Below are 11,421 nucleotides of genomic sequence, written 5' to 3' on the forward strand. Positions count from 1 at the left end.
AAGTGGAGGTAGATACTAGCTCCACATTACTTAATTCACGGATAGATAAAATGAAAAAAGCAATAATCATCACACTCGCTGTAGGCGCATTTATAGCCCTAATTGTGTCAAAGCAAATTTCTGGCGATGAAAAACAAGCCGAAGTAAATATTGCTCAAGTAGAGCTTGGCGACATTGCTGACTCAATAATGGCTTCAGGTAATTTAGTTTTTAATACACAAGTGCAATTACGCTCTGAAGTGACGGGCCGAGTAGATAAAATATTTGTTCAAGAAGGCCAAGGAGTTAAACAAGGCGATATGTTAATGCGCCTTGATACAACTGCCTTTGAATCAGAAGTTACCCGTAGTAAAGCAATCCTTCGCGCCACAGAAATTGAAATTAAACACAATAAAACACGCCTTGCTAACCTAGAGCGCCAACTTAAAAGACAAAAAGACTTATATGATGTCGGTTTAGGTAATCAAGAGAGCTACGAGAATATTGAAAGCGCACGCGATCTAGCTAAAATCGATATTGAATCACGAATAGAGTCGTACAACCAAGCACAAGCGTCACTACAAATTGCGCAAGATCGCTTAAGTAAAAGTGTATTTAGAGCTCCAATGAGCGGCTTGCTTGCATCTGTAAATATTAAAGAAGGTGAAACCGTTATAGCCGGTACTACTAATATTATTGGCTCTGATTTAATGCTAGTAGCCGATCCTAGCGCTATCTTAGCCGAGCTACGTGTGGATGAAACCGACATTGCGAGCATTAAGCTTAACCAAAAAGCGAATATTTATGCGGCCGCATACCCTAATAAACCATTTAGCGGCACAGTAATCAATATTGGTACTTCAGCTAAAAACCAAGCCGGCTCTCAAGGTTTATCGTTTAAAGTAAAAGTATTACTCGATACTACTGAGCGCCAGCTATATGCAGGAATGAGTTGTAGAGCAGAGATCGCAACAAGCATTGCCGAAAACGGTTTAAAACTTCCAATAGAAGCAATCCAAAAAGAAGACGATAAAACATTTGTATGGCGACTAAATAGTGATAACACCGTTAGCAAAATTGCCGTAACTGTTGGAATATCATCTGATATAGAACAAGCAATTACTGACGGCTTAAATGAGGGCGACAAAATAGTTATTGGCCCTGCGCGCCCAGTAAGTCTTCTGACTGAAGGTGATGTGGTAAAACTTAAATCAGATGCAGACAAGGAAGAAGCCTAATGTCTGCGGTAATCAAGCTAGAGCATATTAATAAACAATACAAAATGGGCTCAGAGGTATTTAAGGCACTTGATGATGTAAAAGTACATATAATGCAAAACGAATACGTGGCGATTATAGGACCTTCTGGTTCAGGCAAGTCGACCTTAATGAACTTATTAGGCTGTTTAGATACACCCAGCAGTGGCGAATACTACTTAAAAGATAAACTAGTAAAAAGTATGACCGAGACAGAGCTTGCTCATCAGCGTAATGAAAGTGTCGGGTTTATATTTCAAAGCTTTAACTTAATACCACGTGCAACCGCACTAGAAAATGTAATGCAGCCTTTAGTATATCGCTTTATTCCTAGTAAACAACGAAAGCAACAAGCTTTAGAAGCACTAAAGCGGGTAGGTCTCGGTGATAAAGTTAATCATTTATCTAGCCAACTATCGGGCGGGCAACGTCAACGTGTTGCGATTGCCCGCGCTTTAGTCACAAAACCACATATATTATTAGGAGATGAACCCACAGGTAATCTTGATAGTAAAACGACCCGCGAAATTATGGATTTGTTTGATGAGCTGCATAACGAAGGTCACACTATTATTTTAGTAACACATGAGCAAGAAATTGCCGATCATTGCCAACGCGTGATTCGTTTAGTGGACGGTAAAGTGGTAAGTGATGTAACTAAAGATGAAGGAATCAAGCAGCATGTTTAAATCAGCTCTTGCGATAATGGAAGGCACTAAGGCCGCTTTTTCAGCTATTAAAGCTAATGCAATGCGCAGCGCACTGACCTGTTTGGGCATTATTATTGGTGTTGCCGCCGTAGTTACTGTCGTTGCAGTAATGCAGGGTTTTACAAAGCAAATAAATGATCAACTTGCTGATATGTCGCCAGATGTAACAACAATAAAGCCTTACACTAGTATTGAACTCGAAATGGTTGGTAAAAATGCCAAGCTTACCTACGACGATTTTTTAGCTCTAAAGTCGCGTATAAAAGAAGCTGAAACGCTAACTGCCCTAATGTTTACCTGGCGCTTTTCGGGGGGAGCTGAGTATGGAAATAAAAGCCATTCATCGCGTGTTATCGGTACCGAGCAAGACTATCAAAAAGCGTATCGTACTTATCCTGAACTTGGTCGCTTTATTCGTGCTGAGGACGATGATAAGCGAAGAAGGGTCGCATTTATCGGCCCTTCAATCATAGAAAAACTAAACCTTCCTGAAAACCCAGTAGGTGAATATATAAAGCTAGGTGGTGAATGGTTTAGAATTATTGGCGTTGCTGAAAAACAAGGTAGCTTATTTGGTTTTGACCAAGACGATTACATTAATATTCCAATTAGTACCATGAGTGCTTTAGAAGGCGGAAGTACACAAACTAATGTGCAAATTATGTTTAGGTTAAATAAAGGTACTAACGAAGAACAAGTGCTTGCAAAAATCACTCGTGTATTGCGCCAACTACATAAACTAAAAGAGAAAGATGAAAACGACTTTGAATTTGAAACCGCTGAAAAATCTCGTGCTCAAATAGATAAATTTACCAGCAGTGCTACTGCTATTACTGCTGGTATTGTTGGCATTAGCTTACTTGTTGGCGGTATTGGTGTTATGAACATAATGCTAGTGTCGGTAACTGAACGCACACGCGTTATTGGTACATTAAAAGCACTAGGCGCAACACCTGGTTTTATTATGCTGCAGTTTTTAGTTGAAGCCGTTGTGCTTTCACTTTTTGGTGGTTTAATAGGACTCATTATAGGATATGGCGCCGCAGGGCTTATTTCGTTTTTAGTCCCAAGTATGCCTGATGCATACATACCAGTATGGGCTGTAATACTATCGTTCGGATTTACATCAATGATTGGGATTATATTTGGTTTAGCCCCTGCTATTAAAGCAGCAAGACTAAACCCTATAGATGCATTGCGTTACGAATAACTATTTTAAATAATTATTTAGCTTTAAATGGTACCTTATTACATTGTACTTCTACTGTTTTAGGGTACCAAGCTGGGCTAATTTGATTCACAACCACCTCAGCTAAACTATTAGTAAACGATTTATACGTATGAACGCTTTGCCACTCCCCTTGTGGGCAATGTTTTGTTAAATCTAACGGCTCTGATCCCTCGTACAACGCAAGTGCAAAATTATGATGCCACTGTGAGCTTTTTAGCGCTTTATTGCTTACTTTGCTCTGCATACCGTTATCAAAGTAAATATTTGTACACCCCGTTAAAATAATCAGTGTGCAACCGGCTGCAAATAGCTTGATGCTCATAATGTCTCCCCTAGTACTTGCTCTTGGCACCACACTTTAATGGTATGGGGCGAGTATATTCCAAGCGTAATTAAACTAAGCGCTCCATCACTAAACGTTTGTTGTGACTGCATTTGAATAACGGGTGTATTTGAACATATTTGTTTTACGTCTACCCGCTGCTCACCCACTAATCCCCATAAATAAAATGGGCGGCTATCTTCGTAATTAGCTTGGCTCGTTATTTTTGCTGTTGCCTGTGGCTGAATGGTTACCGCAGAACAAGCACTGAGGCTTAATGCTATCGCCCCTATTATTAATGGCTTCATACTCTTCCTTATAAACTAAATATCAGTAAGGTAACTTTATAAGAGAACATAAAATATTAGCGTAAAAAGCTGTGGGGAATATGTAGAAACGCTATGAAGTTTTATACAGTTTATTACACATAAAGGCCGCATAAATGCGGCCTTTAGAGTAGTCAGTTTAAGTGCTTAGTAAATAAATAGACTTTAAAACTTAGCTAAGTTGTTTTTACTGTCTTTATCGACCAGCTTAATGTAAGGATCAACCCCTGCAAATAATGGTTTTTCTTTTACTTTTAGCTCAATAGTATTATTACCAGATACTATTTGATGCTTTTGCGAGTAAATAACAAAGTCTTCAGCGAGTAAGTTTTCAGGGTCGTCGCTAAATAATGCAATATCAATTAGCTCATCGAGCGGCTGCTCAGTTTCTTCACCTTGTCCATCGGCATGCTGCTTAGTTGCTTCAACGCTCAGTGTTACTGTATAAAAACCTTCGCCATCAACATCATCTGTAACCGACACTTCTTTCATTTCAAGCTCATAAAGCGTTATATATTTAAACTGATCATCAATAAAACGCTGTTCAGCTTGTGTTGCATCTCGCTTTAAATAACTAAGTAAATCAAGTGTGGTTGGATATGGCGTTGATTGATATTTAAACTCATTCAAAAACGCTTTAAGTGCTGCATTTAAGCGTACTTCACCTAAACGATCATAAATCGCCATCATCGCAACTGAGCCTTTATTGTAATGAAGGTATTGTTGAGCCTGCGTTTTATATAGTGGCATTTCTTCAAAGGCTTCGCCAGTACGGCCCATTAAGTATTTATCTAACTCGTACTTTAAGAATTTACGGAGCTTCTCGGCGCCAAAGCGTTTTTTTAGCACCATAAGCGCACTGTACTGGGAAAGTGTTTCAGAAATAACAGCACTGCCCTCTACATTAGCCCCCGATACTTGATGCCCCCACCATTGGTGCGCAACTTCATGTGCGGTTACATAGTAAGGTAGGTCAACTTTACTCTCATCTCTTAGGTCTGTAATAAAACCAATACTTTCTGAGTAAGGTACCGTATTGGCAAAACTTTGCGCAAACGAGCGATACTTAGGAAATTCAATAATACGAAGCTGTCTATGCTGATACGGGCCAAAGGCTTGTGTGTAGTAATCTATTGAGTCTTGAACTGACTCAATCATGCGGTCAACATTCCATGTATGATCTTTGTGGTAGTACACCTCAATATTTACCCCATTATGCTCAACCTTTTTACTTTCAAGCTCTGCCGAAAGCACAGAGTAAAAGTTTATAATTGGAGCATCCATTTCATAAACAAAGGTGCGGCGTCCAGCTTTTACACTCTCACTTTTTAAGTAACCTGGAGTAATCGCAAATTGTGACTCATCGGTGGTTACCGTTGCCTTATAGTTTATAAACCCATTAGCAGGCCCAAACTCATTTTGCGTATAATAACGGCTGTCTTCTAGTTTATGTGCGCGCTCAAGTTCAGGTAACTCGTGCTTGCGGCGCTCATACTTATCGGCAATTTGAAAATACTTTTGATAACCAAAATTTGGTAATAATTCTCCATTATTTACAAATGTACCGTTGTGCACGAGTTGAGTATCAGATCTTCTATCAACAAAACCGTCGTGTTCACGAGAAACTGAGAGCTCGCCTTCTCGCACTTCATTGGGCATTAGCGGTTGTTCAAACTCAAACCATACCATGCCAAAATCGGTTAAACGCTCTACTATTTTTCCGCCCGCCATTTTTACATCCCAGCTTTTAGATTGGCTAGGCTCGTTGATTAACACACGGGTTATTGGCTCGTTTGCGGTATTGGTAAACTTAATTTTAGCCACGGCATTTAAAGCACGCTTTTTAGGATAAATATCAATGTTTAAATCAACATCAGTTATTATAGGCAGTGGCAAGTCTTTGTATTGTGATAACTCTTGCTCATACCTTACTTGTAGCGCTTCGTTATCATCACTTGTTACAAACTCGTTGATTACACGGGTGTTGTAATAAATGTTATAACCCGCGCCCACAAATACCAATAAACTTATAACGGCTGCAATCTGGCCTTTTAAAGACATGTTGTAACGTACTAAAGATAAACGAGTACGCAATGTTTGCGACGGGCCGCGATGCCATAAAGCAAACCCTACAATAGCTAAAAACACACTCAATGCCCCCCAATATAGGGTATACCAATGCGCGCCTTGTAAAAAATGTCCATAACCATTTATATCAGAATACGGTACGCTACTGCTTTGAGAAAAATGATACATATGATGCTCAAACCCGTAAGCACCCATTACCATTTGAGTAATGTAATACAGAATAAACAAACCCATACCTATGTATTTATTAGGGCTAATTATTTGTAAAAAGAACGCCAATATAGCCATCATAATTAAAGGCAGTAATGTAAGGTAACCCAACCTAAATAAGTACTGACCAAGCTCTAGGTTAAATTGCCCCTTAAACAGTTGCACTGCAATGGTAAACATCATGCCTACTAAATAAAGGCCACAAACTGCAGTGATTAACGCAATAATTTTAGATACCCAAAACACACTGTTATGCACCGGGAAACTGTCAACAATATCACCCATACCACTTTGGCGTTCTCGCCAAACCAGCTCTGCGCTGTAATAAGCAATAATGATAAACATAAACAAAGCGGAGGAGTTTTGAATTATGCCCACCATGTTTTGTGTGAGCGGCCAATCCGTTGTGCCATATGCGCCAATAGGTGCAAAAAGTGGTGCGAGTAACATAGTAATACTGACACCCGCTAAAATCATAAAAGGGGCACTTAATATAACTTGCTTAAGTTCAAATAAGCTGCGCATTACTAATTGCGATTTCGTATTTACCCCTTTTGACTTGTAATTTTTAGCGCTGCTAATAAGTGCTGCTTGTTTATTTTTTACAAACGTAGAGACAGCAAATTGCTTTTTCTGTTTTTTAGTGACTACGCGATTACCTAACTTTCCGAGGCCAAAAAACATCGCTAAACTTATTGCTACCCATAAAATACGGTTAATTAAAAAATCGCCCGAAAGCGTTAACACTTCAGTATTTTTATCACTTACAGTCCAGTAACGGGTTAAGTCAATTAACGACCCTGTGCCAAATGGGTCTGCGTAAACAACAATATTTCTAAACGCTAAATCATCAAAATAGATACTCGCCAATTGGTAGGTTATATAAACCACCACGGCCGTTACATATACCGCCATCATGGTTTTAAAATAGACCGCCACACTATTAAAAATAGCACTGAGGACCAATAAGCTTGGCACTGCTAAATATAAAAAAGGCGCTGCGTAATATATAAACTTATTGGGGCCTACTAGCTCGCTATCGAGCCAGCCAACCAACAAGCCAAAGTGAGATCCCAAAAATACGCCTAGTGGCACGCTTAAAAACACAATAAGTACAACTAAGTAAGAACCAAAAAAACGCCCTGATTGATAAGCAAGCGGGTTAACGGGCTTACTAAACACCAGCTCATCCATTTTGGTCTCGCTGTTGCGAATCGCTGAGCTTGCAACAAAGTTAACCACTAAAAACATAGCAAGCGTACAAAAGGTAACCGTTAAAACCATAATGGTATAAGGCGAGTTCATATGAACATTAGCCCCACCTAACGGAAACTTACTACTGGAGCTTATAAAAAACGCCATAAAAAAGAATATTAATGAGGTCACATAAAACGAAGGCTGACGCATAAAATAGCGCAGCTCAAACGCGAGCATATTAAAAAACATAGCGCCCCCTTATGCTACTTGGCTGTTACGATGATTAAGCAACGTAGAAAAATACACATCTTCTAGGTTTGCACTGCTGAGCTCAAAACCTTCAGGGGCTTCATTGGCTAATACATGTAATATGGTTTGCCCAGCAAATAAGCGTTTTGAAATAACAGGCAGCTGCGGTTCAAGCTCTAGCGCTTCTTCTTGGCTCATGGCTTTGCGCCAAATTTGGCCTTGGAGCTTATCGGTAAGCGCTATTGGGTTACCTTCTAGTAAAATCTTACCGCCAGCCAACACCGCCATATTTGGGCAAAGCTCTGCAACATCTTCAACGATATGGGTCGATAATATAACTACTTTTTGCTCGCCTAAGCTTACTAATAAGTTATGGAAACGATTACGTTCCTCTGGGTCTAGCCCCGCTGTTGGCTCATCAACTATTAGTAAATCAGGGTCACCCAGTAATGCCTGTGCAATACCAAAACGCTGGCGCATACCGCCCGAAAAGCCACTGACCGCTTTTGAGCGATGTTGATATAAATTAGTGTGCGCAAGTAATCCTTCAACCGACTCTTTACGCTCTGCTTTATTATGAATACCCTTTAAAACAGCCATATGGTCCAGTAAGTCGTAAGCACTAACACGCGGGTACACACCAAAATCTTGTGGTAAGTAACCTAAGCGTTGGCGCAGTGCCTGTGGGTCTTTAAATACATCAATGCCATCAAAAGTAATTGAACCTGAATCAGCCGACTGCAGTGTTGCAATGGTACGCATAAGCGATGATTTACCTGCGCCATTTGGCCCAAGCAATCCAAACATCCCTTTACCGATAGATAAATCAACACCTTGTAGTGCATGTACGCCGTTATCGTAGGTTTTAGATAACCCTGTTATTGATAGCATTTTTACTTCCTTGAATATGAGTAATTATTTTTATAATGTTTTATACCACAAGGAAAATAGGAACATAAGTTACTTGCTGGTTAAATTTGTAACAACAAATAAACATATTTTAAACTCATAACACTTGCCTGTACTGTATTCACTCGGTATAAAAACCACATATACTTTTTATAAGAAGCGAAAAGCCATGCAAGATCACCAAAGCCAGCCGTTAAATGACTTTATAGAATATCCACATGAAGAAATGCTAAATCGTGCTAACGAGTTTTTACAAACCAGCCAACGCCGCCATAGCATTCGCAGCTTTAGCGATCGCCCAGTACCAAAAAATATTATTGAAGCATGTATAAAAGCAGCTGGCACAGCACCAAGTGGAGCGAATCATCAGCCTTGGCATTTTGTGGCTATAAACAGTAGCGATGTAAAAAAACAAATAAGAGAAGCCGCAGAAAAATTAGAGCGTTCTTTTTACGAAGGCAGAGCAGGTGAAGAATGGTTAGATGCGCTAAAACCGTTAGGTACCGACGCCAATAAACCTTATTTAGAGCATGCACCTTGGCTTATAGCTGTATTTAGTCAAAAAAAGGGCGGCGTAAGCAGCGATGATAAAAATACGAATTATTATGTGCATGAGTCTGTTGGCTTAGCTACCGGCTTTTTAATTCAAGCTTTGCACCGCAGTGGTTTGGCAACCCTTACTCATACTCCAAAGCCAATGAGTTTTTTAACCGACATATGTAATCGCGATAAAGATAACGAACGCCCATACATGCTACTTATTACAGGCTACCCAAGTGATGATGCAACAATACCTGCTCATGCACTGGATAAAAAATCACTCGATGAAATAGCTACGTTTATTTAGTATTTTCTTGTCGGCAAAACCACTCATATAGCAAAGCAATGATCGACTCAACTTTTGGATCGGTCAATGAGTAATAAATAGTGTGCCCTTCTCTGCGAGTAGCAACCATATCTGCCTTGCGTAAACTTGCTAAATGCTGAGATAACGCTGACTGTGCTAAAGGTACATTTTTATTTAGCTCACCTACACTTTGCTCACCTTGTAATAAACTACATAAAATCATTAAGCGATTTTTGTTAGCCATTAATTTTAAAAACTGTTCGGCTTGCTCTGCGTTGACAGCTAGTTGTTCAATATTCATTTTTATTATTTCTCTTTTTGATACCTTTTTAAGTATAGACTTTTACATTAGCAAGTTCTAATATAATTAACATTAGGTTTTACTAATATTAAGATGGCCATGAAACTAGCGATGCCGTTTTATTAATCGGCGGAAGTGCTGTAGCAGTATCCGCACTATTAAGTTACTTTATATAAAGTAACTTTCAGTTTTTAACGTTATTTATAAGTATTAACTCAATTCACCTACTTATACCAAGTAGCACTCATTAATGTCTTTTTTAAGAAAAAGAGGATTTACAAACTAATGCTTACATCAATCCCTGACTTACTAAAAATTATCACACCTAACCAACGCCGTATTGACGCAGCGCAAGCAAAACTCGAGCTTGAACAAAATAAAGGTTTACTTATTGATGTGCGAGAACCTGCAGAGCACGCGACAAAATCGGCTGCCGGCGCTATAAATATTCCGCGTGGATTACTCGAGATGAAACTGATGGAAATAGAAAAAGACGCAGCTCGCCCTATTTACGTGCACTGCGCAAGTGGTGCGCGCGCAACGTTGGGAGCAGAAGCGTTAACGCGTGTGGGTTATGAAAACGTAACCGTTATTACCTGTGACGCAAACCAAATATGTAGTGTGTTTTAAACATCAACTGAATACTTATAATGATGCGCCTAGTAAAGGTAGGCGTTTAACTTTGTGATAAGTCAGTGCTAATTTAATACACTCTTTAACTGGGTATTCTGGTAATGGCTTTTCACTATTTAATACAATTGCCCGGTTACCTTCGAAAGTGAGAGTGTGGGAATACAACTCTCTAAATGTGCTTACTAGCTTTGATTGGCAATGAAAAAACAAATAACACGAGGAGCCCTTAAAGCCTACGCGAATGGGGCTGCCATTTATTGTGTTATAACTTGGCTCTCCCCACTTTAAAGACTCTTCAACAGCTCCTAAGTTTTGCTCTTGTGCTACGGTATAAATTAACTCTCGTAATTTTATAAGCTTACTTTTTGCTATCTCAGGATAATTATTAAATATATTTTCTATTTCCGTATTCATAAAAATATCCTTATAAGCTTTACAATTTTAAAACAGGCTACTTTTGCTGCCTTTCATCAAGTAAAACAAGTAGCATCTGCTCAATATTTTTAACACTATAAGTAAGTGATCTCAGTAGCTCTTTCTCACTTTGCTCTGTTGCCTGCTGCGACGCTTTACCTTGGTTTGCCAATACATCTTTTTGCTCAAGTATCGCCTCTCTAAACTCACTCGCATTAACTACACCAAGCAAAGACACTAAAGCACCATTTCCTGACTGCCCTGCTGTTTCAAAGCTTAAACGATATAATCCAAAGATTCGCATGAGCGGCCCTTGGCTTAACCCTACATCTGTTATTTTTTCAAGCGGAATAGATTTTTCTTCTTTAAATAATATGCCACGTTTAACTACCAATTTTTGTGGTAATAAGTCAGCTGACATAGCTGCGAGTATTCGTCCGCTCACCAGCCATACAATCAGTAAAATGATAGGTATAAGCGGTATAGTAACAAGAGCCAACATTGCAAATAGCGAGGCAGTAACCATCCAGTATTGTTTTACTTTAGGATCAAAATTAGCACTTTTTAAGGTTAAGTTACTCATTAGCTTTCTTTTGTATGGTTGGGGATTTATAAAAGTACGCCAATCTAATATTGAATGCAATTTAGTCCAAACATTTATAATTAGCATTCAAATATACTTTCACACACTTATGTACATACAAAAAAGCCGAGCATACAGGGCTATGCTCGGCTTAGGTCTGGGAAAA

General features: G+C 39.2%; 12 protein-coding genes. 5 read left to right on the forward strand and 7 right to left on the reverse strand.

The annotated features are described in order from the left end of the window. The first annotated feature begins 50 nt into the window (after window positions 1-50). From GQR47_RS16190 to GQR47_RS16200, 3 genes are read left to right on the forward strand one after another with little or no spacing between them, the layout of a single operon-like run. Entirely contained in the window at window positions 51-1,217 is a 1,167-nt protein-coding gene (locus GQR47_RS16190; protein ID WP_024595210.1) for an efflux RND transporter periplasmic adaptor subunit, read from the forward strand. Then, window positions 1,217-1,924: an ABC transporter ATP-binding protein gene (locus tag GQR47_RS16195; RefSeq protein WP_024595211.1), complete on the forward strand. Its 708-nt coding sequence runs from the start codon at window positions 1,217-1,219 to the stop codon at window positions 1,922-1,924. Before GQR47_RS16190 ends, GQR47_RS16195 begins: the two co-directional genes overlap by 1 nt. Then, window positions 1,917-3,155 (forward strand): ABC transporter permease, encoded by a 1,239-nt coding sequence (locus GQR47_RS16200; RefSeq protein WP_024595212.1) that lies wholly within the window; start codon window positions 1,917-1,919, stop codon window positions 3,153-3,155. Before GQR47_RS16195 ends, GQR47_RS16200 begins: the two co-directional genes overlap by 8 nt. Window positions 3,156-3,168: 13 nt before the next feature. On the opposite strand, the gene GQR47_RS16205 is transcribed toward GQR47_RS16200, so the two are convergent. The 4 genes from GQR47_RS16205 to GQR47_RS16220 all read right to left on the reverse strand — a co-directional run bounded on the left by GQR47_RS16205 (window position 3,169) and on the right by GQR47_RS16220 (window position 8,459). Continuing rightward, complete coding sequence (locus GQR47_RS16205) at window positions 3,169-3,498, reverse strand: hypothetical protein (RefSeq protein WP_024595213.1); 330 nt, start codon at window positions 3,496-3,498, stop codon at window positions 3,169-3,171. Beyond that, window positions 3,495-3,806 carry a Bor family protein gene (locus GQR47_RS16210; protein WP_002959514.1) on the reverse strand — a complete coding sequence of 104 codons (312 nt, stop codon included), beginning with the start codon at window positions 3,804-3,806 and terminating at the stop codon, window positions 3,495-3,497. The genes GQR47_RS16205 and GQR47_RS16210 overlap by 4 nt, the downstream gene beginning before the upstream one ends. A gap of 183 nt (window positions 3,807-3,989) precedes the next feature. Then, window positions 3,990-7,568, reverse strand: a complete 3,579-nt coding sequence (locus GQR47_RS16215) for a M1 family aminopeptidase (RefSeq protein WP_165724134.1) — start codon at window positions 7,566-7,568, stop codon at window positions 3,990-3,992. Between the two features lie 9 nt (window positions 7,569-7,577). Beyond that, window positions 7,578-8,459: an ABC transporter ATP-binding protein gene (locus tag GQR47_RS16220; protein ID WP_002959519.1), complete on the reverse strand. Its 882-nt coding sequence runs from the start codon at window positions 8,457-8,459 to the stop codon at window positions 7,578-7,580. 187 nt (window positions 8,460-8,646) lie between these two features. Here GQR47_RS16220 and GQR47_RS16225 point away from each other — a divergent pair, with 187 nt between their 5' ends. Beyond that, window positions 8,647-9,324, forward strand: coding sequence for a nitroreductase family protein (locus GQR47_RS16225; protein WP_024604482.1), 678 nt, complete (start codon window positions 8,647-8,649; stop codon window positions 9,322-9,324). Here the strand turns inward: GQR47_RS16225 and GQR47_RS16230 are convergent. Next, window positions 9,317-9,625, reverse strand: a complete 309-nt coding sequence (locus tag GQR47_RS16230) for a metalloregulator ArsR/SmtB family transcription factor (protein WP_010554926.1) — start codon at window positions 9,623-9,625, stop codon at window positions 9,317-9,319. The two genes, GQR47_RS16225 and GQR47_RS16230, sit on opposite strands and share 8 nt — an antisense overlap. A 285-nt stretch (window positions 9,626-9,910) precedes the next feature. Between GQR47_RS16230 and GQR47_RS16235 the strand changes: the two genes are divergently transcribed. After that, window positions 9,911-10,255 carry a rhodanese-like domain-containing protein gene (locus tag GQR47_RS16235; protein ID WP_024591370.1) on the forward strand — a complete coding sequence of 115 codons (345 nt, stop codon included), beginning with the start codon at window positions 9,911-9,913 and terminating at the stop codon, window positions 10,253-10,255. A 15-nt stretch (window positions 10,256-10,270) separates the two neighbouring features. Here the strand turns inward: GQR47_RS16235 and GQR47_RS16240 are convergent, their stop codons facing one another. Together GQR47_RS16240 and GQR47_RS16245 are read right to left on the reverse strand one after the other, a co-directional pair. Then, on the reverse strand, window positions 10,271-10,672 hold the full coding sequence (locus GQR47_RS16240; protein ID WP_024604483.1) for a DUF1801 domain-containing protein: 402 nt from the start codon (window positions 10,670-10,672) through the stop codon (window positions 10,271-10,273). Between the two features lie 37 nt (window positions 10,673-10,709). Continuing rightward, window positions 10,710-11,255: a PH domain-containing protein gene (locus GQR47_RS16245; protein ID WP_024604484.1), complete on the reverse strand. Its 546-nt coding sequence runs from the start codon at window positions 11,253-11,255 to the stop codon at window positions 10,710-10,712. Window positions 11,256-11,421 lie beyond the last annotated feature (166 nt).

The organism is Pseudoalteromonas sp. Z1A2 (assembly GCF_011378755.1).
Classification (GTDB): domain Bacteria; phylum Pseudomonadota; class Gammaproteobacteria; order Enterobacterales; family Alteromonadaceae; genus Pseudoalteromonas; species Pseudoalteromonas distincta.

Coding starts and splice junctions, on each gene's coding strand:
- GQR47_RS16235 (WP_024591370.1), top strand. CDS start 9,911: ATGCTTACATCAATCCCTGACTTACTAAAAATTATCACACCTAACCAA.
- GQR47_RS16240 (WP_024604483.1), bottom strand. CDS start 10,672: ATGAATACGGAAATAGAAAATATATTTAATAATTATCCTGAGATAGCA.
- GQR47_RS16205 (WP_024595213.1), bottom strand. CDS start 3,498: ATGAGCATCAAGCTATTTGCAGCCGGTTGCACACTGATTATTTTAACG.
- GQR47_RS16230 (WP_010554926.1), bottom strand. CDS start 9,625: ATGAATATTGAACAACTAGCTGTCAACGCAGAGCAAGCCGAACAGTTT.
- GQR47_RS16210 (WP_002959514.1), bottom strand. CDS start 3,806: ATGAAGCCATTAATAATAGGGGCGATAGCATTAAGCCTCAGTGCTTGT.
- GQR47_RS16190 (WP_024595210.1), top strand. CDS start 51: ATGAAAAAAGCAATAATCATCACACTCGCTGTAGGCGCATTTATAGCC.
- GQR47_RS16200 (WP_024595212.1), top strand. CDS start 1,917: ATGTTTAAATCAGCTCTTGCGATAATGGAAGGCACTAAGGCCGCTTTT.
- GQR47_RS16245 (WP_024604484.1), bottom strand. CDS start 11,255: ATGAGTAACTTAACCTTAAAAAGTGCTAATTTTGATCCTAAAGTAAAA.
- GQR47_RS16195 (WP_024595211.1), top strand. CDS start 1,217: ATGTCTGCGGTAATCAAGCTAGAGCATATTAATAAACAATACAAAATG.
- GQR47_RS16215 (WP_165724134.1), bottom strand. CDS start 7,568: ATGTTTTTTAATATGCTCGCGTTTGAGCTGCGCTATTTTATGCGTCAG.
- GQR47_RS16225 (WP_024604482.1), top strand. CDS start 8,647: ATGCAAGATCACCAAAGCCAGCCGTTAAATGACTTTATAGAATATCCA.
- GQR47_RS16220 (WP_002959519.1), bottom strand. CDS start 8,459: ATGCTATCAATAACAGGGTTATCTAAAACCTACGATAACGGCGTACAT.